Source organism: Rhizobium sp. FG96 (assembly GCF_057808655.1).
Map to the genome: position 1 here is coordinate 30,361 of NZ_JBMDIL010000016.1, position 26,332 is coordinate 56,692.

General features: G+C 62.2%; 22 protein-coding genes. 7 read left to right on the top strand and 15 right to left on the bottom strand.

Annotated elements, in window-relative coordinates:
• The first annotated feature begins 15 nt into the window (after window positions 1–15).
• Entirely contained in the window at window positions 16–909 is an 894-nt protein-coding gene (locus tag ACODR6_RS26455; RefSeq protein WP_489025319.1) for a LysR family transcriptional regulator, read from the top strand.
• On the opposite strand, the gene ACODR6_RS26460 is transcribed toward ACODR6_RS26455, so the two are convergent.
• Window positions 886–2,970, bottom strand: coding sequence for a putative bifunctional diguanylate cyclase/phosphodiesterase (locus ACODR6_RS26460; protein WP_489025320.1), 2,085 nt, complete (start codon window positions 2,968–2,970; stop codon window positions 886–888). The genes ACODR6_RS26455 and ACODR6_RS26460 overlap by 24 nt on opposite strands.
• 194 nt (window positions 2,971–3,164) lie before the next feature.
• Entirely contained in the window at window positions 3,165–3,587 is a 423-nt protein-coding gene (locus tag ACODR6_RS26465) for a MerR family transcriptional regulator (protein WP_112718876.1), read from the bottom strand.
• A 70-nt stretch (window positions 3,588–3,657) separates the two neighbouring features.
• Between ACODR6_RS26465 and ACODR6_RS26470 the strand changes: the two genes are divergently transcribed.
• Both ACODR6_RS26470 and ACODR6_RS26475 read left to right on the top strand, forming a co-directional pair.
• A complete protein-coding gene (locus ACODR6_RS26470) occupies window positions 3,658–5,871 on the top strand; it encodes a heavy metal translocating P-type ATPase (RefSeq protein ID WP_489025322.1) in 2,214 nt (737 codons plus the stop codon).
• An 88-nt stretch (window positions 5,872–5,959) separates the two neighbouring features.
• Window positions 5,960–6,544: a YidB family protein gene (locus tag ACODR6_RS26475; protein ID WP_413710191.1), complete on the top strand. Its 585-nt coding sequence runs from the start codon at window positions 5,960–5,962 to the stop codon at window positions 6,542–6,544.
• 70 nt (window positions 6,545–6,614) lie between these two features.
• Here the strand turns inward: ACODR6_RS26475 and serA are convergent, their stop codons facing one another.
• The 3 genes from serA to ACODR6_RS26490 all read right to left on the bottom strand — a co-directional run bounded on the left by serA (window position 6,615) and on the right by ACODR6_RS26490 (window position 10,507).
• Window positions 6,615–8,210 carry a phosphoglycerate dehydrogenase gene (gene serA / locus ACODR6_RS26480; RefSeq protein ID WP_112718873.1) on the bottom strand — a complete coding sequence of 532 codons (1,596 nt, stop codon included), beginning with the start codon at window positions 8,208–8,210 and terminating at the stop codon, window positions 6,615–6,617.
• Between the two features lie 85 nt (window positions 8,211–8,295).
• Window positions 8,296–9,477, bottom strand: a complete 1,182-nt coding sequence (locus tag ACODR6_RS26485; RefSeq protein ID WP_130281936.1) for a phosphoserine transaminase — start codon at window positions 9,475–9,477, stop codon at window positions 8,296–8,298.
• A 190-nt stretch (window positions 9,478–9,667) separates the two neighbouring features.
• Window positions 9,668–10,507, bottom strand: a complete 840-nt coding sequence (locus ACODR6_RS26490) for an outer membrane protein (protein ID WP_489025324.1) — start codon at window positions 10,505–10,507, stop codon at window positions 9,668–9,670.
• A gap of 269 nt (window positions 10,508–10,776) precedes the next feature.
• On the opposite strand from ACODR6_RS26490, the gene ACODR6_RS26495 reads away from it, so the two are divergent.
• Complete coding sequence (locus ACODR6_RS26495; protein ID WP_489025326.1) at window positions 10,777–11,634, top strand: glycosyltransferase family 25 protein; 858 nt, start codon at window positions 10,777–10,779, stop codon at window positions 11,632–11,634.
• Window positions 11,635–11,678: 44 nt separating this feature from the next.
• On the opposite strand, the gene glmM is transcribed toward ACODR6_RS26495, so the two are convergent.
• The 10 genes from glmM to ybgC all read right to left on the bottom strand — a co-directional run bounded on the left by glmM (window position 11,679) and on the right by ybgC (window position 23,061).
• Window positions 11,679–13,031, bottom strand: a complete 1,353-nt coding sequence (gene glmM / locus ACODR6_RS26500) for a phosphoglucosamine mutase (protein WP_112718870.1) — start codon at window positions 13,029–13,031, stop codon at window positions 11,679–11,681.
• Between the two features lie 248 nt (window positions 13,032–13,279).
• A complete protein-coding gene (ftsH, locus tag ACODR6_RS26505; RefSeq protein WP_489025328.1) occupies window positions 13,280–15,211 on the bottom strand; it encodes an ATP-dependent zinc metalloprotease FtsH in 1,932 nt (643 codons plus the stop codon).
• A 98-nt stretch (window positions 15,212–15,309) separates the two neighbouring features.
• Window positions 15,310–16,647: a tRNA lysidine(34) synthetase TilS gene (gene tilS, locus ACODR6_RS26510; protein WP_489025330.1), complete on the bottom strand. Its 1,338-nt coding sequence runs from the start codon at window positions 16,645–16,647 to the stop codon at window positions 15,310–15,312.
• A gap of 11 nt (window positions 16,648–16,658) precedes the next feature.
• On the bottom strand, window positions 16,659–17,702 hold the full coding sequence (ybgF, locus tag ACODR6_RS26515; RefSeq protein ID WP_203428100.1) for a tol-pal system protein YbgF: 1,044 nt from the start codon (window positions 17,700–17,702) through the stop codon (window positions 16,659–16,661).
• Window positions 17,703–17,865: 163 nt separating this feature from the next.
• Window positions 17,866–18,396, bottom strand: coding sequence for a peptidoglycan-associated lipoprotein Pal (pal, locus tag ACODR6_RS26520; protein ID WP_112718866.1), 531 nt, complete (start codon window positions 18,394–18,396; stop codon window positions 17,866–17,868).
• 157 nt (window positions 18,397–18,553) lie between these two features.
• Window positions 18,554–19,864, bottom strand: coding sequence for a Tol-Pal system beta propeller repeat protein TolB (gene tolB / locus ACODR6_RS26525; RefSeq protein WP_112718865.1), 1,311 nt, complete (start codon window positions 19,862–19,864; stop codon window positions 18,554–18,556).
• Between the two features lie 21 nt (window positions 19,865–19,885).
• Window positions 19,886–21,022, bottom strand: a complete 1,137-nt coding sequence (locus tag ACODR6_RS26530; protein ID WP_130281944.1) for a hypothetical protein — start codon at window positions 21,020–21,022, stop codon at window positions 19,886–19,888.
• Window positions 21,023–21,030: 8 nt separating this feature from the next.
• Window positions 21,031–21,486: a protein TolR gene (gene tolR, locus ACODR6_RS26535; RefSeq protein WP_112718863.1), complete on the bottom strand. Its 456-nt coding sequence runs from the start codon at window positions 21,484–21,486 to the stop codon at window positions 21,031–21,033.
• Window positions 21,487–21,507: 21 nt separating this feature from the next.
• Complete coding sequence (gene tolQ / locus ACODR6_RS26540; RefSeq protein ID WP_112718862.1) at window positions 21,508–22,227, bottom strand: protein TolQ; 720 nt, start codon at window positions 22,225–22,227, stop codon at window positions 21,508–21,510.
• Between the two features lie 384 nt (window positions 22,228–22,611).
• A complete protein-coding gene (gene ybgC / locus ACODR6_RS26545; protein ID WP_489025333.1) occupies window positions 22,612–23,061 on the bottom strand; it encodes a tol-pal system-associated acyl-CoA thioesterase in 450 nt (149 codons plus the stop codon).
• 119 nt (window positions 23,062–23,180) lie between these two features.
• On the opposite strand from ybgC, the gene ACODR6_RS26550 reads away from it, so the two are divergent.
• The 3 genes from ACODR6_RS26550 to ACODR6_RS26560 all read left to right on the top strand — a co-directional run bounded on the left by ACODR6_RS26550 (window position 23,181) and on the right by ACODR6_RS26560 (window position 26,312).
• On the top strand, window positions 23,181–24,401 hold the full coding sequence (locus ACODR6_RS26550; protein ID WP_489025334.1) for an NAD-dependent epimerase/dehydratase family protein: 1,221 nt from the start codon (window positions 23,181–23,183) through the stop codon (window positions 24,399–24,401).
• A 199-nt stretch (window positions 24,402–24,600) separates the two neighbouring features.
• Window positions 24,601–25,410 carry a glycosyltransferase gene (locus ACODR6_RS26555; RefSeq protein ID WP_489025336.1) on the top strand — a complete coding sequence of 270 codons (810 nt, stop codon included), beginning with the start codon at window positions 24,601–24,603 and terminating at the stop codon, window positions 25,408–25,410.
• Window positions 25,407–26,312 (top strand): NAD-dependent epimerase/dehydratase family protein, encoded by a 906-nt coding sequence (locus ACODR6_RS26560; RefSeq protein ID WP_489025338.1) that lies wholly within the window; start codon window positions 25,407–25,409, stop codon window positions 26,310–26,312. The genes ACODR6_RS26555 and ACODR6_RS26560 overlap by 4 nt, the downstream gene beginning before the upstream one ends.
• Window positions 26,313–26,332 lie beyond the last annotated feature (20 nt).

The following is a 26,332-nucleotide window of genomic DNA, read 5'->3' on the forward strand; positions in this document are numbered from 1 at the left end:
GATAAAATCGAACATATGACCTTGGAGCAGCTCCGTATTTTCGTCGAAGTCGCCGCCCGCCAGCATGTGACGCGGGCTGCAGAGCATCTGAACATGACGCAATCGGCCGTCAGCGCCGCGATCACCGCGCTGGAAACGCGCCATGGCGTGACGCTGTTCGATCGCGTCGGCCGCTCGATCGTTCTCAACCAGACCGGCCAGCTGTTCCTGAAAGAAGCGCAACAGGTGCTGGCGAGCGCCCGGGCGGCGGAAGCGGCACTGATGGATCTCTCGGGCCTGATGCATGGCGAGCTCTCGATTGCCACCAGCCAGACGGTCGCCGCCCATTGGCTGGGCCCGAAGCTCGCGGCCTATCGCAGCCGCTATCCCGGCATCAGGCTCAATGTCGGCATCGGCAACACGGCGGACACCGCCGATGCGGTGATGAACGGCAAGGCGGAGATCGGGCTGATCGAGTGGCGGGAGGAGAGGCGCGGCGTTTCGGCCCGGCAGGTGGCGATCGACGAGATGATCGTCATCGTCGGCCGCGATCACCCCTGGGCAGATGGCAAGCCGCGCCATGTGCGCGATTTCAAACAGACGTCCTGGGTGGTGCGCGAGGCGGGATCCGGCACCCGCCACGCCTTCGAGAGCATGATCGAGGCGAAGGGCATGACGCTTGCAGCGCTCGACGTGGCGCTGACGATGCCCGCCAACGAGCCGATCATCGGCGCCGTCGAGGCGGGATTGGGCGCGACGCTGATGTCGCGCAGCATCGCAGCGCCGTTTCTGAAGAGCGGATCGATCGCCGAAGTCGCGGTAACGCCGCTGCCGCGCCCGTTCTTCCTGCTGCGGCATGAGGAGCGCTATCGCAGCAAGGCGGCGGATGCCTTTGATGCGATGATCTCAACCGTGGGCGGCGCGCTTTAGCGGCGCTTCGGCATCGATCAGCCGCTCGGCCTCGCGCTGCGGCATCGGCTTGCCGAGCAGATAGCCCTGTACCTCGGCAAAGCCTTCCTGGCGCAACCTGTCCAGCTGCTCCTCGGTCTCGATGCCTTCGGCCAGCGTCACCGCGTTGAAGCCGGAGCCGATACCGGCAACGGCGCGGATGATCGCAAGATTGCCCGGATCGCTCTCCATGCCGGCGACGAAGCTGCGGTCGAGCTTGATCTTGTCGAAGGCGAAGGCGCGCAGATAGCTGAACGAGGAATAGCCGGTGCCGAAATCGTCGATGGCGATGCGGATGCCGAGCTCCTTCAGCGCCCTGAGCAGCGGCAGGCTCTGCTCGACATCGGCGAGGAAGACGGATTCGGTGATCTCGATTTCCAGCCGCTGCGGCTGCAGGCCGCTGTCGCTGAGCGCCGAGACGACGGTTGCCAACAGCGTGTTGTGGCGGAACTGGCAGACCGAGAGATTGACGGCGATCTTCAGGTGCTCCGGCCAGGACGCGGCGGCCCGGCAGGCCTCGCGCAGCACCCACTCGCCGATCGGCACGATTAGCCCGGTATCCTCGGCAATCGGGATGAATTCCATCGGCGCCACGAGCCCGCGGGCCGGATGACGCCAGCGGATCAGCGCCTCGAACCCGGCAAGCCGCCCGGTCGCGGCCTGGACGATCGGCTGGTAGTACAGCTCGAACTGATCCTTCTCCAGCGCGTCGCGCAACTCCGCCGTCAGCTGGTGGCGCCGTTCCGCCTCCAGCCGCATCTCGGCCTCGTAGAAGCGATAGGTCGAGCGGCCGCTTTCCTTGGCGGCGTAAAGCGCTAGGTCGGCATGGCGCATCAGCACATCGGCATCGCCGGCCTGCTGCGGCGCGAGCGCCACGCCGATCGAGCAGGTCACATGCTCGTTGCTGCCATCGAGATCGAAGGGGGCGCTGAGAACGGCAAGCAGCTGCTCGGCAAACCGCTTGGTGCGGCCGCAATCGCCGCCCTTGAGTACAACGGCAAATTCATCACCGCCGAGCCGGGCGACGAGATCGCCATCCTCGACCAGCATCTGCAGCCGTTTCGCCACCTCGCAGAGCAGAGCATCGCCGGCCGCATGACCCTTGCTGTCATTGATGAGCTTGAAATGATCGACATCGAGATAAAGCAGCGCCACTGGCGCCTCGGCAGTGGCCGCAACCGCGTGGCTCTCGATGAAATCCGCGAAGGCAGCGCGGTTCGGCAGCCCGGTCAGCGCGTCATGCATGGCGAGATGCGCGAGCTTCGCCTCGAAAGCGCGCTCCTCGGTCACGTCCTGCGAGATGCCAAGCAGATAACGCCGCGCCCTGCCCTCCGCCGCCGGCAGCGCCCGCTTCACCGTCTTCAGCAGACGGTGTCCGCCGCCGCGCTTCGGCACCGTCTCTTCGAAGGTCACGGTGATATCCTCATCCAGCACCTGCCGGTCCTGCTCGCGGAAGAAGCCGGTCTTGTCGCGAAACACCATGCGATCGGTCTTGCCGACGATCTCGCGCCCTGGCATTTCGGCAATCGCCGCGCTCTGCCGGTTGAACAGCACGTAACGGCCGTCGTCTTCCATATCCTTGACGAAGACGCCGACCGGCAGGTTGTCGACGATGCTGTCGAGCAGCGAGCGGGTATCGGTGACCTGCCGCCGCGCGGCATTCACCTCGCTGCGATCCTGCACGATGGCGAGAATGGCATCGCCGCCGTCGAACCGCACCTCCCGGCCATATGTCAGAACCTCGAATGCCTCGCCGGTCGCCTTCAGATGCGTCCAGCGCTCGGCGCGCTCGATATCGGTACGCCCCTTAACGGCAGTCATCATCCGCTCGCGCTCGGCCGGCGGGCGGATGTCGAGCACGGTCATTTCCCGGAACTGCTCGGCCGAATAGCCGTAGAGATCATGGGCGGCATTGTTGACGATGAGGAAGCGCAGCGTCCGGGGATCATAGACCCACATCGGTGACGGATGGGTTTCGAACAACGACCGGAAGTCGTCGTTCGGAACTTGAAATTCATCGGTCTTCGTCGTGGTGGGGGCCATGAAGTCTTTTCGGATACAAACAGCGGACCGCGATGTTGTAACGCAAAAAGCTGAATAAATTCAAAATGATAGGATGCATAAACTTTGTGCGATCGCTTATTTAATAAGCAGCCTCGGATAGATTTATGCCGCCGGATCGCGCAAAAGATGCATAGAGGAAGTTCGATCTCTACTTTGCGCCGCTTGGCACCCGGTCAATGCTGGTGATGCGTGCACTGGCCGTGATCGGCAAGGATCTCGATCACCCGGCACTGATCGACGCGGCCGTGCCCGCAGCCCTCGACCATGACCTCGAGCTCCGCCTTCAGCGCCGTCAGGCTGCGGATGCGCTGCTCGACCTCCGCCAGCCGCGCCTTGGCAATCGCATCGGCCGAGGCGCAGGATTGATGCGGATCGTCCTGCAGCGTCAGCAGCGTTCTGATCGCATCGACCTCGAAGCCGAGCTCGCGCGCATGGCGGATGAAGGCGAGGCGCCTGACATCCTCGGGCTCATAGGAGCGCTGGTTGCCCTCGCTTCGAACAGGCGCAGCAAGCAACCCGATACCCTCGTAGTACCGGATGGTCGGCACCTTGACGCCGCTCTGGCGCGCTGCATCTCCGATGGTGATTTTTTTCATGATCGCCTCTTGCACCTCTAGTCGCTAGAGGATGTAGGAAGAATACCGGTAGATGACAAGGAACCGGATCATGGCTGACACATCCCAGGCAAAATACCGCGTCGGCGGCATGGATTGCGCCTCCTGCGCGTCGAAGATCGACACGGCCGTTCGCCGCCTTCCCGGCGTCGAGGATGTCTCCGTATCCGTCACCGCGGGCACGATGACCGTCAGCCACGACGGCAGCAGCGATCTCGGCGCCATCGAAAAGCGGGTAACGGGGCTCGGCTATTCCGTCGTTCCCATGCCGCTCGGCAAGCAGAGCGCCCCTGCCCCATCACCTCAGGCGCATCACGATCATGACCACGCCGGGCACGATCACGCCCACCATGACCACGACCACGCGGAGATAGAAGGGCTGCATGGCCACGACCATGCGCCGATGGACGGTCCATGGTGGAAAAGCCGCAAGGGCCAGCTCACCATCCTGTCCGGCATCGCTTTCGCAGTCGCCTATGCGGCCGGCCATCTCCTGCCGCAGATTTCTGCCTATGCCTTCACTGTCGCCATGCTGATCGGCCTGATCCCGATCGCGCGGCGCGCGGTCATGGCAGCGCTTGCCGGCACACCCTTCTCGATCGAGATGCTGATGACCATCGCCGCCGTCGGCGCCGTCATCATCAATGCCGCCGAAGAAGCAGCGGCCGTCGTCTTCCTGTTCCTCGTCGGCGAATTGCTTGAGGGGGTCGCGGCGGGCCGCGCCCGCGCCAGCATCCAGTCGCTGACGACGCTGGTCCCGAAGAGCGCATTGCTGGAGGAAAATGGCGCGACACGCGAGGTTCCCGCCGAAGCGCTTGCCGTCGGCTCGATCATTCTCGTGCGCCCCGGCGATCGCATCTCCGCCGATGGCACCATCGTCTCCGGCGAAAGCGCCATCGATGAGTCGCCGGTGACGGGTGAAAGCGTTCCGGTTCGCAAGAGCCCCGACGAGACGGTCTTCGCCGGCACCGTGAATGGCGATACGGCGCTCCGCATCCGCGTCACCGCTGCAGCGGCCGACAATACCATCGCCCGCGTCGTCAAGCTCGTCGAGGAAGCCCAGGAATCCAAGGCGCCCACGGAGCGCTTCATCGACCGCTTCTCGCGCTACTATACGCCGGGTGTCGTCGCTGTCGCCGCCCTCGTCGCCATCCTGCCGCCGCTCGTTGCCGGTGGCGCCTGGAGCGAATGGGTCTACAAGGGCCTCGCCATCCTGCTGATCGGCTGCCCCTGCGCGCTCGTTATCTCCACCCCCGCCGCCATCGCCGCCTCGCTCTCCTCTGGCGCCCGCCGCGGCCTGCTGCTGAAGGGTGGCGCCGTTCTGGAAGGTCTCGGCAAGATCACCGCCGTGGCCCTCGACAAGACCGGCACCCTGACCGAGGGAAAGCCGAAGGTCACCGACATCCTCGCCTTCGGCAGCTTCACAGAGGCGCAGGTCCTCTCGCGCGCCGCAGTGCTGGAGCGCAGCTCCAGCCACCCGCTGGCGCTGGCGATCCTCAACCGCGCGGCGGCAGACAAGGTGCCGGTGCCCCCGGCATTCGAAGTCGCCGCCATTGCCGGCAAGGGCATGACTGGCCGCGTCGGAGGCGAGCAGCTCGATCTCTTCTCTCCCGCCGCAGTCCGCGAACAACTGAGCCCGGAACAGGACAGCGCGATCCAGGCGCTGAACGACCAGGGCAAGACGGTCTCGATCCTGCTCGTCAACGGCGCGATCGCCGGCGTCATCGCCATGCGCGACGAACCGCGCGACGATGCGGCGGCCGGGCTCAGGGCGCTGACAGCGCGCGGCGTCAAGGTGGTGATGCTGACCGGCGACAATGCCCGCACCGCCAAGGCGATCGGCGAACAGCTCGGCATCGAGGTGCGCGCCGAGCTGATGCCTGAAGACAAGCAGCGGATCGTCGGTGAACTGAAGCGCCAAGGCTTCACCGTCGCCAAGGTCGGCGACGGCATCAACGACGCCCCTGCCCTTGCGGCTGCCGATATTGGCATCGCCATGGGCGGCGGCACCGATGTGGCGCTGGAAACCGCCGATGCCGCGATCCTCCACGGCCGCGTCGGCGATGTAGCCTCGATGATCGCGCTCTCGCAGCGGACGATGCGCAACATCTTCCAGAACATCACCATTGCCCTCGGTCTGAAGGCTGTGTTCCTAGTCACCACGATCATCGGCATCACCGGCCTCTGGCCCGCGATCCTTGCCGACACCGGCGCAACGGTTCTGGTAACAATCAACGCGCTGCGTCTGTTGCGCCCGGCGCGTTGAAAAATCCGGAGCCGCGGAACATTTTGCCCTGTCGCGCATTCACGCTCGCGGGCGGACTGCGCCCTGGCGATTTCAGCGGGAGGACACCATGGATCGCAAAAGTCTTATGGCATTGCTGGGCATTTTGGCCGTTGCGGGCTACCAGAACCGCGACAACATCACGGCGACGCTGCGCGAGATGACCGGCGGCGGGCAGCCGCAGGGCTCCGGGGCGCAACCCGGCGGCGCCGCTCCGCAGGCCGATGGCGGCCTCGGTGGCCTGCTCGGCGGCATTCTCGGCGGCGGGGATAGTGGCGGGGCCGCACAATCCGGCGGCCTTGGCGGATTGGGTGGCCTGCTCGGCGGCCTCGCCAGCACCGGCCTCGGCGATCTGCTCAAGGGCAATTCCGCCGGCGGCATCCTGAGCGGCGGCCTTGGCGGGCTGCTCGATCACTTCCAGCAGAACGGCTTCGGCGACACGGCAAACTCCTGGGTTTCCTCCGGAGAGAACAAGCCGATCGACAACGGCCAGCTTTCCCAGGCGCTCGGCCCCGACATTCTGGACGAGCTCGCCAAGGCGACCGGCCTGAACAAGGACGACCTCCTCGCCCGGCTTTCGAAGACATTGCCGCAGGCCGTCGACGGTCTGACGCCGCAGGGCCGCGTACCTGACGCGGGCAGCATCAGCGCCTGATCCCGATCGCACGAAAAAGCCCGGCGCAGTCTTCCGCGCCGGGCTTTTCTTTATCTTCCTGGGAGGAAAATCAGTCGACCGCGAAGACCAGCGGCTTGGCCTGGCGGATCGCCGCATTGGCCGTCAGCTTCGCCAGAACTTCATCGCTCAGCGGACCATCGACATAGAGCAGCGCAATCGCATCACCGCCCTGCTTGTCACGGCCGAGCTGGAAGTTGGCGATGTTGACGCCGGCGGAGCCGAGCGTCGTGCCGATGAAGCCGATCATGCCGGGAACGTCGGTATTGGTGATGTAGACCATGTGCGAACCGACATCGGCGTCGAGGTTGATGCCCTTGATCTGGATGAAGCGCGGCTTGCCATCCGAGAAGACGGTACCGGCAATCGAGCGCGTCATCGTGTCGGTCTTCACCGTCAGCTTGATATAACCGTCATAGACGCCGGTCTTGTCGCGCTTGACTTCGGAAAGGACGATGCCCTTTTCCTTGATCATGACGGGAGCCGAAACCATGTTCACATCGGCAACCTGGCTGCGGATCAGGCCGGCCAGCGTCGCAGAGGTGAGTGCCCGGGTGTTCATGCCGGCGGTGACGCCGTCATAGAGGATCTCGATTTCCTTAATCGGCTCGTCGGTGACCTGGCCGACAAAGGCGCCGAGAACGTCGGCGAGCTTGATGAACGGCTTCAGGATCGGCGCTTCTTCAGCGGTGATCGACGGCATGTTGATGGCGTTGGAAACGGCACCCTTGACCAGATAGTCGGACATCTGCTCGGCAACCTGCAGAGCGACGTTCTCCTGGGCCTCGGTGGTCGATGCGCCCAGATGCGGCGTGCAGACGACGTTCGGCAGACCGAAGAGCGGGCTTTCCTTGGCAGGCTCGACTTCGAAGACGTCGAAACCGGCACCGGCGACATGGCCGGACTTGATGGCTTCGGCAAGGGCAGCTTCATCGACCAGGCCACCACGGGCGCAGTTGATGATGCGCACGCCGGGCTTGGTCTTGGCGAGGTTTTCCTTGCCGAGAATGCCGCGGGTCTTGTCGGTCATCGGCACGTGCAGGGTGATGAAATCGGCCTGGGCCAGCAGCTCGTCGAGCTCGACCTTGGTGACGCCCATTTCCTGGGCGCGTTCGGCCGAGAGGAAGGGGTCATAGGCGAGGACATGCATGCCGAGGCCAATCGCCTTCTTGCAGACGATGCCACCGATATTGCCGGCGCCGATAACGCCGAGCGTCTTGCCGGTGATTTCGACACCCATGAACTTCGACTTTTCCCACTTGCCGGCCTGCGTCGAGGCATCGGCCTGCGGCAGCTGGCGGGCAACGGCAAACATCAGCGCGATGGCGTGTTCGGCCGTGGTGATCGAGTTGCCGAAAGGCGTGTTCATGACGATGATACCGCGGCGCGATGCGGCCGGGATATCGACATTGTCAACGCCGATGCCGGCGCGGCCGATGACCTTCAGGTTGGTCGCCGAAGCGATCAGCTTTTCGGTCGCCTTGGTGGCCGAACGGATGGCAAGACCATCATAGTTGCCGATGATTTCGGCGAGCTTGTCCTTGTCCTTGCCGAGCTGCGGCTGGAAATCGACTTCGACGCCGCGGTCACGGAAAATCTGGACGGCGGTTTCCGACAGTTCGTCGGATACGAGAACGCGAGGTGCCATTGGGGGCTTCCTTCAAAAACTTCAGCGATGGATGAAATCAGGGATGCTGGGCTCCGCCATCAAGACGGAGCCTTATGCGATCAACTCAGGCAGCAGCCTGGGAAAGCGTAGCTTTCTGCGTTTCGAAGGCCCAGGAGAGCCACGGCATCAGCTTCTGCATGTCGGATGCCTCGATCGTCGCACCGGCCCAGATGCGCAGGCCCGACGGGGCATCGCGGTAAGCGCCGATATCATAGGCGACGCCTTCCTTTTCGAGGAGAGCGACGAGGCCCTTGGCGAAATTCGCCTGGCCGTCCGCGTCGAGAGCGACGACATCCTTGTCGACGATCTTCAGGCAGATGGAGGTGTTGGAAGCCGTCTCGGCCTTGACCGCCAGGTTGGCGATCCAGTCATTGGCAGCGATGAAATCGGCAATGACCTTGGTATTGGCATCGGCACGCGCCATCAGCGCCTTCAGGCCACCGAGCTTCTGAGCCCAGAGCAGCGCATCGATATAGTCTTCGACGCAGAGCATCGACGGCGTGTTGATGGTCTCGCCGGTGAAGATGCCCTCGATCAGCTTGCCGCCCGAGGTCATGCGGAAGATCTTCGGCAGCGGCCAGGCCGGTGCATAGGTCGTCAGGCGCTCGACGGCGCGCGGCGACAGGATGATGACGCCATGAGCGCCTTCGCCGCCGAGAACCTTCTGCCAGGAGAAGGTGACAACATCGAGCTTGGCGAAGTCCATGTCCTGGGCAAATGCCGAGGAGGTCGCGTCGCAGATCGTCAGACCCTTGCGGTCGGCAGGGATGAAATCGGCGTTCGGAACGCGGACGCCCGAAGTGGTGCCGTTCCAGGTGAAGACGACGTCGCGGTCGAAATCGATGGTCGAAAGATCGGGCAGCTCGCCGTAGCCGGCTTCGATCTTGCGCACGTCCTTCAGCTTCAGCTGCTTGACGACATCGGTGACCCAGCCAGCGCCGAAGCTTTCCCAGGCGACCATGTCGACGCCGCGCTCGCCGAGCAGCGACCAGAGCGCCATTTCGACGGCGCCGGTATCGGAGGCAGGAACGATGCCGATGCGGTAATCCGCCGGCACTTCCAGAATTTCACGGGTAAGATCGATGGCCTGCTTCAGCTTCGTCTTTCCGACTTTCGCACGGTGCGAGCGGCCGAGAGGCGCGTCGGAGAGAGCATCGAGCGACCAACCGGGGCGCTTCGAGCAAGGGCCAGAAGAAAAATGGGTGTTATTCGGACGTACGTCCGGCTTCGCGGTGGCAGTGGCCATATGTATACCCTTCCAGGTAATTAGCCTCTCGTTGGGGAGAGGTGTCCCGCCGCCGTAGATACAGACGTCGCCCGTCATGGTCAACGGAGAAGTGTCGCAGCCTGAGGATTTTTTGACGCAGGCGCGACGGATGGCCGCAAACGCAAAAAAGCCGCCCGAAGGCGGCTTTCGCAGATCAGTCTCGATCCGATTACTTGTAGACCGGCTGCTGCAGCGGAATTTCCGGCTGCGGCTCGTAGGCAACGGGCTGCTCGCAACCACCGAAGAGATAGCGTGCGCCAGCGCGAACTTCGTGAACGTTGAAGCCCTTGTCACGGCCCGGGCCGCCGTTCAGTGCGTAGCCGAACATGTCACCACCATCGACATGTAGGAAGCGATAGCCGACATCGGCCTTTACGTTGCAAGTGACATCGATCGAAGTGCCCGCCATGAGAGCATAGCTGAAGCGCCAATCGCCTTTTCCGTCATGCGTGACCGTGTCGTCGCAACTCGCCGGGTTGGCAGCATCGCAGGACGTATTCTTCAGGTTTTTCCAGTTCACGTAGGTGCCGCCAATACCGCCACCCATATAAGGAGTGAACACGCCGTAGGTGCCGAGATCGACATAGGCGTTGGCCATTAGATTCCATGCAGTGAGCGAGGAGCTATCGCGGGAGATACAATCACCTGCAACACCGCAGGAGCCGCGCGTCGAGCCATGGAAGTCTGCCTTGCCCAGATAGTCCAGCGTGAGGTCGGTACGCAGATAACTATTGACCTGATAACCAACACCGCCGCCAATAGTGAAGCTGTCGTCGAGCTCAGCGCTTCGGAAGCCGACTTCGTTGCCGTTGCTGCCCTGGAAGTAGCGCGCACCACGCAGATCGTTGAAGCCGTAGCCAACGTCACCGCGTAGGTACCAGCCGGTAGCCTCGGTAACCGTCACTTCCGGCGGCATTTCCGGAACCGGCTCGACAGGAGCGAGATCGGCCGCCAGTGCATTCGATGTCATCAGCAGTGCGGCGAAAATGCCGGCCAAGCTTCTTTTCATGATCCACTCCAAAGAAGTTAGATGCAGGGCAAAATCCCTGCCGTTTTGATACGCTTTCTATGGATAATGAACTCGAAACGTTAAAAGCCGCTTAACTATGATTATTTACCGCGTTGCCTTCAGCTACGACACAAAGGCTGCCGCTTCTTGGCGTCGCCTGTCTTGCAGAAAACGCCACGAGATTTTAAATCTGGCCGATCCAGCGGAGCGATAGGCATCGCATTTTTGGCAAGAGAACATTCGCATTTAGGGTTGCGATAAACTGGAGCATGTCTTTCGTGCAGGAAATGCCACGTATCTTGATCATCAGCATGGTGTCATCGACGGACAGGCGTGCACTACAAATCTCGCAGGCGCGGCATCTTGACCTTGCCTTCGATTTCATGGACGCAACACCCGTCGGCGATATATCACCTGAAGACATGGGGCACCTGCAACGCCGATGGGCTCGCCGATTGCGCGATACAGAGGTCGCATGCGCTCTCAGTCACCGGAAGGCTTGGGAAATCGTCGCGAAAGGGTGGAAGCCAGTCCTCATTCTTGAGGATGATGCTATTCTCTCATCGGAGACGCCGGCGATATTGGCTGCATTAGCGGCCCTGCGTGACATCGACTGCGTTAACCTGGAGACTTTTGGTCAGCGAAAGACGCTTGGCCGCGCAGCGCCTCTCGATCTCACCAATCACACCTTGGCGCCAATATTCCGCGACAGTGCTGGCGCAGCCGCGTATGTGCTTTGGCCGCAAGGGGCACAGAAGCTCTTGGGAAGCCTGAACATGATGCTTCCTCTCGCTGACGCCGCAATCAATTTGACGCTGAGTTTGCGCAAGATGCAGCTGGAACCAGCCTGTGCTATACAAGTAAGTATATTGCACAAGTCCGTGCCGATTTCGCACACAGTCAGGAAAAGCCTGATTGCCAGCTCAAAGAAGCTGACTGCCCGCCCACCTATTGCGGAATGGCTAGGCTACAAGCTGAGACGGGTATGGATATCGGCAATACTTGCCTTACAGATCGTGAGGGGCTTGGGCAGAAGCAGCCGACGAACGGTCGAATATGCCGACAAGGCCAATGCGCACTCGGCACTGAAGCAAGCATTTCCGGAACTTGCGAATCCACCGGCGTAGCCGGCTACGATGCGCGGTGACAGCCACCGCACATCGTCTTAATATTACGCCGCGCTGCGCACGTTCGAAATCGTCCCGATCAGGTCGTTGACGATGCGTTCGATTTGGGCGCGGTCGTCGCCTTCCGCCATCACCCGGATCAGCGGCTCGGTGCCGGAGGGGCGGATGACGAGGCGGCCGTTCTTGGCGAGCTCGGCTTCCGCATCGGCAATCGCCTTCTGCACCTGGATATCCTCGAGCGGCTTGCCGCCGGAGATGCGGACGTTGCGCAGCAGCTGCGGCACCGGCTCGAACCGGCGGCAGATCTCGCTGACCGTCTTGCCGGTCCGCTTCACGGCCGCCAGGATCTGCAGGGCAGCCACGAGACCGTCGCCCGTCGTGCCGTAGTCGGACATGACGATATGGCCGGACTGTTCGCCGCCGACATTGTAATTGTGCTGGCGCATATGCTCGACGACATAGCGGTCGCCGACCTTGGTACGGGCAAGGTTCATGCCCTTGTCTTCCAGGAAACGTTCCAAGCCGAGATTGGACATCACGGTGGCGACGATGCCATTGCCGCGCAGCTGCTGGCTGTCGGCCCAGCTTTCGGCGATGACGGCCATCAACTGGTCGCCGTCGACGATTGCGCCGTTTTCATCGACGATGATCACGCGGTCCGCATCGCCATCGAGCGCGATGCCGATATCCGCACGCACTTCGTCGACCTTCTTCTGCAGGGCGACCGGGCTCGTCGAGCCGCAATTGAGATTGATGTTCGTACCGTTCGGTTCGTTGCCGATCGTCACGACATCGGCGCCGAGTTCCCAGAGCGCGGCCGGGGCGACCTTGTAGGCGGCGCCATTGGCGCAGTCGATGGCGATCCTCAGGCCCTGTAGCGTGACGTCGCGCGGCAGCGTGCGCTTGGCATGCTCGATATAGCGGTCGTGAACGCCGTCGATGCGCTTGGCGCGGCCAATATCGTCAGACTTGGCGAGCTGGCCGGAAAGGTCCTTCTCGAGCAGCTCTTCGATCTGCTGCTCGATGTCGTCGGAAAGCTTGTAGCCGTCAGGGCCGAAAAGCTTGATGCCGTTGTCTTCATAAGGGTTGTGCGAGGCCGAGATCATCACGCCGATATCGGCGCGCAGCGAGCGCGTCAGCATGGCGACGGCCGGCGTCGGGATCGGGCCGAGAACGAAGGCGTCGATGCCGGCGGCGGTGAAGCCCGCGACCATCGCGTTCTCCAGCATGTAACCGGAAAGGCGGGTGTCCTTGCCGATGACGACGCGGTGGCGGTGGCTGCCGCGGCGGAAGATGGTACCGACTGCGATGCCGACCCGCATCGCCAGATCCGGCGTCATCGGGAAGATGTTCGACTGGCCGCGAATGCCGTCCGTGCCGAAGTAACGTCTTTTCATATGTACCCCTATGCTTCGGGCGCGCCAAGAAGACGGCGCCATGTGCCAAGCAATTCCCGGCTGCGGGAGCGAATCAACTCGCTCGAAATCCACTGATGCAGCCTGCTCATGATAGCGGCATGCCACAAAACGCAGGCGCCATCACGTCAATTACGACGAAAACCGATTATATCGCGTTACTGCACAGAAAAGGCCGGATTTCCTGGGGAAACCCGGCCTCTCTTAAGCTTAGTCCGTTGTACTTTCGGTCAATGCGGCTGCGGCTCGAGGCCACCTTCGGCCTCATCGCCCCTCGACGCCGGACGGGCGCCAGCCTTCGGAACAGCCGAACCACGGCTCGGCGGCGTATCGTCGCCAAGATCGCGCGCCGGCTTTTCGCCGCGGATAAGCGCCTTGATCTCTTCGCCGGTCAGCGTTTCGTATTCCAGCAGGCCCTCGGCAATCGCGACGAATTCGTCATGATTGTCGGTCAGGATCTGACGGGCCTCGGTATAGGCGTCCTCGATCAGGCGGCGCACTTCGCTGTCGATCTTCTGGGCCGTCGCTTCGGAGACGTTCTTCGACTGCGAAACCGAATGGCCGAGGAAGACTTCCTGCTGGTTTTCACCATAGGCGACCTGGCCGAGCACGTCGGAGAAGCCCCACTGAGTGACCATGGCGCGGGCAAGCTTGGTGGCCTGCTCGATGTCGGAGGACGCACCCGAGGTGATGTTCTCCTTGCCGAAGGTCAGTTCCTCAGCGATACGGCCGCCCATCATGATGACGAGGCGCGAGACCATCCACTTATAGCTCATCGAGTAGCGGTCGCCCTCGGGAAGCTGCATGACCATGCCGAGAGCACGGCCGCGCGGAATGATCGTTGCCTTGTGCAGCGGATCGGCGACGGCAACCTTGAGGGCCGTGATCGCGTGACCGGCTTCGTGATAGGCCGTGAGCTTCTTCTCCGCCTCGGTCATTGCCGAAGAGCGGCGCTCGGCGCCCATCATGATCTTATCCTTGGCGTCTTCGAATTCCTGCATGGTGACGACGCGCTTGTTGCGGCGTGCGGCCATCAAGGCAGCTTCGTTGACGAGGTTCATCAGGTCTGCACCGGAGAAACCGGGCGTACCGCGCGCCAGCGTCTTCAGATCGACATTCGGAGCCAGCGGAACATTGCGGGCATGAACCTTCAGGATACGTTCGCGGCCGACGATATCGGGGTTCGGAACCACGACCTGGCGGTCGAAACGGCCCGGACGCAGCAGCGCGGGATCGAGAACGTCAGGACGGTTGGTCGCTGCGATCAGGATGATGCCTTCATTGGCTTCGAAGCCGTCCATCTCGACGAGGAGCTGGTTGAGCGTCTGTTCGCGTTCGTCGTTACCGCCGCCGAGACCGGCGCCACGATGGCGGCCGACGGCGTCGATTTCGTCGATGAAGATGATGCAGGGCGCATTCTTCTTGGCCTGCTCGAACATGTCGCGGACGCGGCTTGCACCGACGCCGACGAACATTTCGACGAAGTCGGAACCCGAGATCGTGAAGAACGGAACGTTGGCTTCGCCCGCGACGGAGCGCGCCAGCAGCGTCTTACCGGTACCCGGAGGGCCGACGAGCAGAACGCCGCGCGGGATCTTGCCGCCGAGACGCTGGAACTTCTGCGGGTCACGCAGGAATTCGACGATTTCCTCAAGGTCCTGCTTGGCTTCGTCGACGCCTGCGACGTCTTCGAAGGTCACGCGGCCATGCGCTTCGGTCAGAAGCTTGGCCTTGGACTTGCCGAAGCCCATCGCGCCGCGGGAACCACCCTGCATCTGGCGCATGAAGAACAGCCAGACGCCGAGGATCAAGAGCATCGGCAGCAGCGTGCCGAGATAGCTCAGGAAGCCGGAAGAGCCGTCGGTTTCCGGACGGGCCGAAACCAGGACGTTCTTGGTCTGCAGGCGGTCCAGCAGGCTGTCGTCGATCACAGGCGAATAGGTCTGGAAGGTGGTGCCATTTTCAACATAGCTGCCCGAGACACGGTTGCCCGTGACCACGACTTCCTTGACACGGCCCGCATCCACCTCACGCAGGAACTGCGAATAAGGGATTTCGCGCGAGCTGGTCTGTGCCGGCGTCGTCTGGAACATGCTGAAAAGGGCGATCAGCAGAAGCGCTATGATCGCCCACAAGGCGAAATTACGTAAGTTAGGGTTCATTGAACTCCCCAGCACTGGAACAGCCGCCGTTTGGCGGCCGTCTTATTTGAACTCTAACATAGGGTTGCGCTGTGCCGTTGCCAAGGCGATCCCCTGCGTCAGGTGGTTTTTCCGTCAATAAGTCCTAAAGGCGGCGTTGGATAGGGGCGTGTTCCAAATGCCGCCGTCAGGCGCCCGGCGAAAATGAAGTCGAATCGTGTCAAAAAGCGGTCGAACGGCGCAAAATACGGTTCGAGCGCCACGGCGCCCAAAAATGCTCCGGACACATTTGCGTCATCCGCCGCGCAGATCGCCGGCTGGGCGGCAAGGGCACGCTTCAACGCCGATTTCGGCAGGCGGCTTTCGGACGGCGTTTCGGCAGCGATACCGCCGATTTTTTCGATCCTGACCGGGAAGCTCGCGCCGTTGAAGACGCGGAACCGCCCATCCCAGATGCCGCTCGCGCCGGGAGACAGAGAGAGTGGCAAGATGCCGCGGTCTTCGCGGCTGAGATAGAGGCCATCACGGCGCTTGTCGAAGACGACGCGGCCTGCCGTCACCCTCCCCGGCTCGCCGGTCCCAAGGAAAGTCAGAAGCCGCTGCAGCGATTGCGCGCCCATCACGAAAGACTGCCCGCCGAAGACCGCGCCGAGACGGCCGAGTGCATAGGCGAATGCCGGATTGCCGATCGCGATGCCTTCGATTGCGATACGCCCGAGACCTGGGGCGCAAAGGGTGAAATGCTTCGTCAGCCAATCCGCCGCTGCATCTGCGAGCGCTGCGCGGCCTTCCGGCTGCGGCAATTGGCGAGCCACAGCATCGGCAGGCATCGCCGCCCGCGTTTGAACCCGCTCATACTTCATGTCGTCATTGCTGGGATCATCCGACCAGCCGACACCGCGAGACGTGAGAAAGCGTCGGATATCGCCCCGCGTGCTCGCAAGCAGCGGCCGGGCGATCCAGATGGAGCGGTCGAACAGCACCGCATCAGCAATGCCCGTATCTAGGTCACCGGCGGAACCGCGCTTACTGCGCATGATCAGGGTTTCCCGCTGATCGTCGAGCGTATGGGCCGTGACGACGAGATCGGCGCCGAACCCGGCAGCGGTTTCGGCGAGCAGCGCATACCGCGCCTCGCGGGCGGCAGCCATGATGCCGGATTTCGGCTTGGCGCCGTGCCAGACAGCGATCCGGTGGGAGATGGAAAGCGATTGGCAGAGAGCAGCGACATTGCGCGCCTCATCCGCCGATCCGGCGCGCAGGTTGTGATCGACCGTTGCGGCGCAGAGGGAAAATTTCGAATGGGGATCGGCTTTGACGGCTTCGGCAAGCGCGACGAGAAGCCCGGTGGAATCGCTGCCCCCTGAAATCGCGACAAGAATGCGCGCGGGTTCGGCAAGCGATTGGAGAAAGCGGCTGACCGCTGCCTCGGGCGACAGGGGGATTTCCGGAGACAAGCCGGAAACCCTTAGCAGGCGAGACGCTTCTGCTCGCTCGCGACCTTGCTTATGACAGCGCGCGAAGCCTTCGGATAACGGCGGGTCACTTCCTTGAGCGTTGCGCAGGCCGTGTCGGTATTATCCAGAGCGGCAAGCGACATGCCGAGCTTCAGCAGCATTTCCGGCGCCTTCTCGGAAGAGCCGTATTTCTGATGCGCGTTCAGGAAGGTCTTGGCGGCCTCGTTGAACTTGCCCTGCGAATAGAGCGCTTCGCCAAGCCAGAAGTTGGCGTCGGCAGCGCGGGCGCTGCCTGGGTACTGGGCGATATACTGCGTGAATTCCTGTTCGGCCGTCGCATAGTCGCCGGAGAGAACATGGCCGTAAGCGGCCTTGTACTGGTCGTTCTCGCTGCCGAGCGATGCCGTCTGCTGCGACGACGTGCCAGCGCCCGGAGGCGGCAGCGGCGCGGAACCGACTTCAGCGCCCGGATTGACCGTTCCGCCGACCGGGTTGCCGTTCTGGTCGAAATCCATCGAGCCGAGCTGCTGCGGCGGCTGGCCGAGACCGCTGTTCGACGGCACGTCGTTGGAGGGAGCCGTTTCGGCTCCCTGCGGTGCTTGGATGATCGTCGCGACATCATCGCCGCCCTGCCCCTGCGAACCGGCCTGCGCCTGGTTCGTGGATGCGGGAGGAACGTCGGCTTCGCTCTTCTTGGTGCCCTTGGTGCTGCCGCCCATCGAGCCGCCGCCACCACCGCCACCGCCGCCCTTTTCGAGCTGCTGGAAGCGGAATTCGTTGTCTTCCTGCGTCTTGCGGAGCGATTCCTGCATCTGCAGGATCTGGTAGCTCATCTCTTCGATGCGGCCGTTCAGCTGACGCAGCTGGTCTTCGAGCTGCTGCACACGCATTTCCGTGCCGCTGCTCTGCACGTTGACGACAGGCGGCATCTGCGCCTGGGTCTGCGCGGGCTTGCCGCCAAGATTCAGACCGAGAAACGATGCAGAGTAAGCCGCTCGCTCGGTTCCCGTCACAGCCGCGAGGCAGAGCACCCCTGCCACGACATATTTCTTCATAGGTATCGTCCTGTCCCAGTGATTCTTCGCGCCCCGATGGCACGAACAGGAGATTTTGCCAATTGCTTTCAAAAAGCAACGGAGTCTGGCCAAAGTGTGTTCAAAAAGAAAAGGCGGCCCGCGAACGGACCGCCTTTCCAAAATGTAATGCGATATCCGCAGATTACATGCCAGCGCCGCCGAGAACGGTAACGGCGCGGCGGTTCTGCGACCAGCAGGAAATGTCGTCGCAGACGGCAACCGGACGTTCCTTGCCGTAGGAGATCGTCTTCATGCGCTGAGCCGGGACGCCGCGCGAAGCGAGGTAGTCCTTGGTGGCAGCCGCACGGCGCGCGCCGAGAGCAAGGTTGTATTCGCGGGTACCGCGTTCGTCGGCATGGCCTTCGACGGTGATCGCGTAGTTCGGGTAGCGGGCGAGCCACTGAGCCTGACGGTCGAGCGTCTGGGCAGCGTCTGCACGGATCGAGGTGGAGTCGGTATCGAAGAAGATACGGTCGCCGACATTGACGGTGAAGTCCTGAGCCGAACCCGGGGTCGCCGCACCGGCGCCGAGGCCGAGATCGCCGGCGCTGTTGGCCATGTTCTTCTTGTTGGCGCAGCCAGCAAGAGCCAGACCAGCGACGAGAGCGATCATGACGGGATTGCGGGCGAGATTCTGCATGCGGCTCATAGCCGGGGTATGAATGCGGCTCATGGCCGGGTCTCCTTGCGACTTCATCAGGGTTGCCGGACTGTAACCGTACTCGGTTAACCGCCGCTCAATAAGTATGGTTAACGATTTACTGATTTGTCCCTACATTGCCCATTTTCAGGACTTTGCGGCGACATGAAGGCGTATTCCAGGCTCTCCACTACTCGAGCAGCGGCGACCATGCCGGGTCGGAAGCGTAGGTCGGAGTCTTGATGAGCTGCTCGTTGTAGCCCGTCAGGTCGATCGAATAGAGCTGCGGACCACCGGCACCCGCCGCCTGGCGGAAGAACATGATGACGCGGCCGTTCGGTGCCCAGGTCGGGCCTTCGTTGTGGAAGCCCGTTGTCAGGATACGCTCGCCCGAACCGTCCGGCTTCATCACGCCGATCGAGAACTTGCCGCCCGACTGCTTGGTGAAGGCGATGAGATCGCCACGCGGAGACCAGACCGGCGTCGAGTAGTTGCCGTCGCCGAAGGAGATGCGCGTCTGGCCGGAGCCGTCGGCATTCATCACGTAGATCTGCTGATGGCCGCCGCGGTCGCTTTCGAAGACGATGCGGTTGCCGTCAGGCGAATAGGACGGGGACGTATCGATCGCCGCCGTCGAGGTCAGGCGCGTCGTCGTGCGCGAACGCAGGTCCATCGTATAGATGTTGGCGTTGCCTTCCTGCTGGAGGCTCATGACGACCTTCTGGCCATCGGGAGAGAAGCGCGGGGAGAAAGTCATGCCCGGGAAGTTGCCGACCACTTCGCGCTGTCCGGTCTCCAGCTGCAGCAGGTAAACGCGCGGCTGCTGGTTGGCGAAGGACATGTAGGTCACTTCCTGGCGGTTCGGCGAGAAGCGCGGCGTCAGAACGAGGTCGCTGCCATCGGTCAGGGTGCGGACGTTGAAGCCGTCCTGGTCCATGATGGCGAGCTGGCGCTTGCGCTGCTGCTTGGTGCCGGATTCCGAAACGAAGACGACGCGGGTGTCGAAATAGCCTTCTTCACCGGTGATCTGCTTGTAGATCGCGTCAGCGATGATGTGGGCCACGCGGCGCCAGTTTTCCGGCTGCGTGTAGAACTGCTGGCCGGTCATCTGCTGGCCGGCGAAGGTATCCCAGAGACGGAACTCGGCGCGAAGGCGGCCGTCGGCCTCCTGCGTGACGCGGCCGGTGACCAGCGCCTGTGCATTGATGACCTTCCAGTCCTCGAAGCGCGGAGCGGCATCGGGGTTCGAAATCTTCTCGATGAAGGCGTTCTTGTTGACGGGCGCGAAAAGACCCGAGCGCTGCAGGTCGGCGGCAATCACCTGAGAGACCTGGGCGCCCATGTCGCCCTGCAGGAAGTCGGTGACGGCGATCGGCAGCGGCTGAACGTTGCCCTTGTTGATGTTGATTTCGACGAGCGCGTTCGCAGGCGTCGTAAACGCACCCGCGGTGACGAGACCCGCCACCATCATCAAGGCGCGGAGAAGGGAAGACTTTCTCATATGACAGAGGCCTTTCAGCATTTAAATCCCTAGATCGCTGGGATCGAAGTTCACGACGACTTCGTTCCAGGCATCGTATTTATCTTTTGGAAGAGTGGAGAACGGCGCGGACTTCATGATCGCGCGATAGGCACCGCCTTCGAGAGCGCGGCGTGTCGCATCGTTGTCGCCACCGGTCGCCTCGACTTCGGGCTGGCCGATGATGTTGCCGTCTTCATCAAGCTTCATGTGCACCTTGATGCGCACTTCGTTCATGCCTTCCATGCCCGGAATGACATTCCAGTTGCCGGCAATCGCGCTCTTCAGCGCATCCATTTCGCTCATCGACAGCTTCGAAGCGCCCTGGGTCGCCTTCTTGGCGCCGAGCGAAGCTTCCTGCGTCGAGCGCTTGGTACCGCCTGCGGAAGGATCGGTCTTGTTCAGAAGGGCGGCGATATCGTCGGCATTGAAGTCGCTCTTCATCGACGAAGCGGACTTGGCCACTTCGCGCTTCTGATCGTCCTTCTTCTTGTCGGTCGGCTTTTCGGCCGTCTTCGGCTGGTCCTGAGGCTTTTCCGGCGGCTTCTCGGCCTGCTTTTCCTCAGGCGGCTTCACCTGCGGCTTGGCAACCGGGGTCGGCACCTTGTCCGGCAGCGCTTCGGCATCAGGCTTCGGCGCTTCCTCGGGCTTCGCCTCCTCGACCGGCTTTTCCTCGGGCTTCGGCGGCGTCGGCGCGACGTCAGGCTTTGTCTGCGGAATGGAAGCGACTTCCTTCGGCTGTTCGACCTCGGTCTCTTCCTTGTTGACTTCCTTCACCTCGTTCGGGATCGGATCAATCTTCTGCGCCGGCTTCTCGCTGGAATTGGCGGCAGCCGCATCCGTATTGCTCGGCTTGGCGTTCGGAACCGGCGTTGTCTTGAGGTCGACCTTGTTGTCGCCGACATTCTCACCCTGGTCGGGCGTCGGCGGACGCGTCGTCGGCTTCGGCGCCGACGTTTCCTTCATCGGCGCCTTCTTGTCGCCCTGCTGCATCTGGGTGATCGATTCGACCGGCACCAGATCGACTGGCATCGCTTCGAAATCATCGACCTTGAAATGCTCGGGCGAGCCGATGCTGACCAGTGCCGCAGCGAGCACCAGTCCATGCAGAACAGCAGATGTGACGACGCTGGTCTTCATCTTGCTTTCTACTGGTCCTTCTTCTGCTGCGTGACGAGGCCGATATTCTTGAAGCCCGCACCCTGGATGCGTGCCATCACGTCGGCGATCACGCCGTAGGGCGCAGTTGCATCACCGCGCACGAAGATGCGCTCGTTGTAGCCGGTCGTGGCGATCGCTTCGAGTTTCGCAGCAACCTCGTCGACCGGGATCGGCGTTTCCTGAAGATAGACTTCGCCGCTGTTCTTGACCGAAATCGTGATCGGCTGCGTCTCGGAATTCAGCGCCTTCGCCTGCGTTTCCGGCAGGTCGATCGGAACGCCGACCGTCATCATCGGTGCTGCGACCATGAAGATGATCAGCAACACGAGCATGACGTCGACAAGCGGCGTCACGTTGATTTCGGAAATTACGTTCTTGTTCCGGCCACCGCGGCGGCGGCGTCCGCCACCGCTTCCGGAATTGCCTCCAACAGCCATACCCATGGTCGTTACCCCGCCGTTCCGTTACTGCGCGGCCTGGCGCGGCTGCAGCTTCTCGTCGATCTGGCGCGAAAGGATGGCGGAGAATTCATCCGCAAAGCCTTCCATGCGCGCCGAGAGCTTGCCGGCATCCGCGGAGAACTTGTTGTAGGCGATAACCGCCGGAATAGCGGCAACAAGGCCGATGGCGGTTGCGAGCAGCGCTTCGGCGATACCGGGAGCAACGACCGCGAGATTGGTGGATTTCGAACCGGCAATAGCCTGGAACGAGGTCATGATACCGACGACGGTACCGAACAGACCGATGAACGGACCGGCCGAGCCGATCGTCGCCAGCGAACCGAGACGGGCCGAGAGGCCTTCGGATTCACGCGACAGCGTCACGTCCATGGCGCGGTCGATACGCATCTGCAGACCGATCGGCGACCGGGCGCCGCGCTCGAAGGATTTCTTCCACTCGCGCATGGCAGCAACGAAGATCGCCGCAAGACCGGTATTGTTGCGCTCGGACAGCGTCCTGTAGAGCTCTTCCAGCGACTGGCCCGACCAGAACACCTGTTCGAACTTGTCGAACTGGCGACGGGCGCGGCCATAGGCCAGATATTTGTCGATGACGATCGCCCAGGTCCATACCGAGGCTGCCAGCAGCCCGAGCATGACCAGTTTTACGACGATGCCTGCCTGCATGAACAGCGACCAGAGGCTGACGTCGGCCGTTGCTGCTGCCAATCCTGCTTGTTCCATTGATCCAAAATCCCCGAATCCAAACGCCCGGCGCTTGACCGGGCGGCACAAAAAGTGATCTCGCAAGAAATGTCTGGCGACCGCCGCCTTAAGCCCTGGTCAAGCTCGAAGCTTTCCTTGCCGTCAAATTTGGTCAAAGGAAGGCGTGCACCGCACAAACTCTGACTTTCAGAGTAAGACACTATTATGGTTAATAGTTCGTTAGTGTCCGAGTGCGGCGGCAAGCTTATTAAAGCTGATGTTTTTCTAGCCGGTTTTAACCTGATTCAACGGTTCCGGCGGCGGAGCACCGCGCATTTCCTGCAGCGCGGCAATTCCTTCACATGAAACTCATGTTTTTGCAAGGGCGCAATTCCGGCTTTTAAGCTGCCGGAATGCCCTGCTTTACAGCGTCTCGATCAGCATCTGCTTCGCCAATGCCTCCGGCAGACGGCGCGGGCGGCCCTTGGCGTTGATGACGGCGATGATGACCTTGGCGGCGATTAGCGGCGTTTCGCCGCGGCGGATTTCCTGCGACAGAACCATCTTCGCACCACCCGCCTTTTCGGTCCGCGTCACGATGGTGAGAATATCGTCCATCCGGGCCGGGGTCTTGAAGTCGATCTCCATGCGGTGGACGACGAAGACCAGCCCTTCCTCATCCGCGGTGATCAGCTCGCGCTGCTCGACGCCGAGGCAGCGCAGGTAGTCGGTGCGGCCACGCTCGAGGAAATGCAGGTAGCGGGCGTGATAGACCAAGCCTGAGAAATCGGTGTCCTCGTAATAGACGCGCTGGGTGAGCCGATGGCCCTCCTCCGTCAGCGCCCCGGCAATCAGAAAACCGTCTTCCGCCATCATCGTCTCCAAATGGTCATGCCTCTTTGCCGCGGCCGCAGCACCGGCCGGAGGCATTGAACAATCGTCATAATCTCTAAGTATTCCCGATAGTGGATGAGGACGCAGGAGGCAATGCGATGAAAATTGCAGTGATGGGCGGAGACGGATTCATTGGCTGGCCCACCTCGCTGCATCTTTCCGAGGCGGGCCACGACATCCACATCCTCGACAATCTCTCGCGGCGATGGATCGACACCGAACTTGGCGTGCAATCGTTGACCCCGATGGACTCGATCCAGGAGCGCACCCGCATCTGGCATGCCGAGACAGGACGGCGCATCCATTTCAATCTCATCGACCTCTCGAAAGACTACGAGCTCCTGAAGAAATGGCTCGGCGAGAACCGCCCTGACGCCATCATCCATTTCGCCGAGCAGCGCGCCGCGCCCTATTCGATGAAGAGCGACCGCCACAAGAACTACACCGTCAACAACAATGTCAGCGCCACCCATAACCTGTTGAATGCCCTCGTCGAGCTGCAGCTCGATGCGCATCTGATCCATCTGGGCACGATGGGTGTCTATGGCTATTCGACGGTGGGCGCCGCGATCCCCGAGGGATATCTCTCCGTCGGCATCGAGACCTCGGCGGGCGAGACGGCGAGCCAGGAAATCCTCTATCCGTCCAATCCCGGCTCGATCTATCACATGACCAAGTGCCTGGATCAGCTGCTCTTCCAGTTCTACGCCAAGAACGACGCGCTGCGGATCACCGACCTGCACCAGGGCATCGTCTGGGGAACCCACACCGAACAGACCCGCCGCCACCCGCAGCTGATCAACCGCTTCGACTATGACGGCGACTACGGTACGGTGCTGAACCGCTTCCTGATCCAGGCCGCGATCGGCTATCCCCTCACCGTCCACGGCACCGGTGGCCAGACCCGCGCTTTCATCCACATCCAGGATTCCGTCCGCTGCATCGAGCTCGCCCTGAAGAATCCGCCCTCGCGCGGATCACGCGTCGAGATCTTCAACCAGATGACCGAGACCCACCGCGTGCGCGACCTCGCCGAGATGATCGCCAGGATGAGCGGCTCCGAAATCATCCGGCTGCCGAACCCGCGAAAGGAAGCGCCTGAGAACGAGCTCATCGTGAAAAACGAGAAATTCCGCGCGCTCGGCCTCGACCCGATCACGCTCGAGGCTGGGCTGCTGACCGAGATCGTCGACGTCGCCAGGAAATTCGCCTACCGCGTCGACCGCTCCCGGGTACCCGCGGTATCAGCCTGGACGAAGGATATTGCCGCGACGATCAACCATGATCCCGAGGGTAAGCGGTTGAAGTCGGTGTCGTGACGTTGGCCATGAGGCATCCCGTCCACCTCCAACACTCCCTCATTCCTGTGCCCTTAGGGCTACGCCCACGGGATGTCACAGGAATCCAGTGCGCCCATGTCCATGGGCGCGGAAGAGTCATTCACGGCGCCGACGCGCCGTGGCTGGATTCCTGTGACAAGCACAGGAATGAGGGCGTTGGCTGGAGGGGTGACCACCGATGACCAACGCCTACATCACCCTCGTCACCAACCCCGACTACGCCAAGGGCGCCACCGCCCTCGTCAACTCCCTGCACCAAACCGGCACGAAAGCCGACCTCGTCATCCTCCACACCGGTGCCGTCCCCCGCGCCGATCTCGCCCCATTCCTGGACAAGGGCTGCCGCCTCATCGAAGTCGCCCACCTCCCGCTCTCGGATACCTTCAACCAGCGCCACGCCCGCGGCAACGTCCACGCCTCCGCTCCCTTCACCAAGGGCCGCAAGCCCGATTTCCACACGCCGCTCGACAATTTCTGCAAGTTGCGCCTATGGGAGCTCACCGAGTACGACCGCGTAGTCTTCATCGACGCCGATGCCGTCGTGCTGCGCAATATCGACCGGCTCTTTTCCTATCCGGAATTCTCCGCCGCCCCCAATGTCTATGAATCGCTTGCCGATTTTCGCCGGATGAACTCGGGTGTCTTCGTCGCCACCCCTTCGAAGGAGACCTTCGCCCGCATGCTGCAGGCGCTCGACGCACCCGATGCCTTCTGGCCGCGCACCGACCAGACCTTCCTGCAGCAGTTCTTCCCGGATTGGCACGGCCTGCCCATCTATTTCAACATGCTACAATATGTATGGTTCACCATGCCCGCGCTTTGGGACTGGAACAGCATTTCGGTGCTGCATTACCAATATGAGAAACCGTGGGAGACCGATCATCCGAAGGCGGCACAATTGCAGCCGCTGATCGATCTCTGGCACGAACTCCATGCCGGCAAGGCGCTGCCGGATCTGGCGACCATGAACAACCCGGAGGTGGCATGAAGGTACTGGTATCGGGCGGCACGGGTCTCGTCGGACGCTATATCGTCGAGGAACTGCTCAATGCCGGATATCAGGTCATCATCGGCGGACGCCACGCGCCGCTGCCGCGGCTGTTTTCCCGCCCCGTCGATTTTGCACCGCTCTCGCTCGATCCTGATACGGACCATATCGAAGCCTTCGACGACGCCTATTTCTTCGTCCACGCCGCCTTCAGCCATGTGCCCGGCAAATACCGCGGCGGCGAGGGCGATGACCCCAAAGGTTTCAAGCGCCTCAATCTCGACGGTACGGTAAAACTCTTCGAGGCCGCCAGGCGCGCCGGAACCCGCCGCTGCGTCTTCCTCTCCAGCCGCGCGGTCTACGGCGATGCCGCTACCTCTCATTTGCAGACCGAAGACCTGCTGCCGAAACCCGATACGCTCTACGGCGAGGTCAAGCTCGATTGCGAACGCGCGCTTGCCCATCTCGCCGGCCCCGGCTTTGCCGCGGTGAGTCTGAGGGCAACCGGCGTCTATGGCGATCTCCTGCCCAACAAGTGGAGCGGACTGATCGACGACTATCTCGACGGCAGGCCCATCCCGGCGCGGGCCGGAACCGAGGTCCACGGCCACGATCTCGGCGCCGCCGTGCGGCTGATGCTCGAGATCGAGGCATCGCGGATATCGGGCGCGGCCTTCAATGTCTCCGACATCACCGTCGACACGCGCGACATCCTTGCCCGGATACAGGCAGAAACGGGCTGTTCCCACACACTGCCACCGGCGGCAGACAAGGCATCCCTCAACCGCATGGAGACCGCCAAGCTCGAAGGCCTCGGCTGGAAGCCGGGAGGCTTGCCGCTTTTCGCCGAAACCGTGAAGACGCTCGCCCGGCGATTAGTGCCAAGGCCCGCGCAAGCCTGAAGTTGCAGAAATCCCCTCAT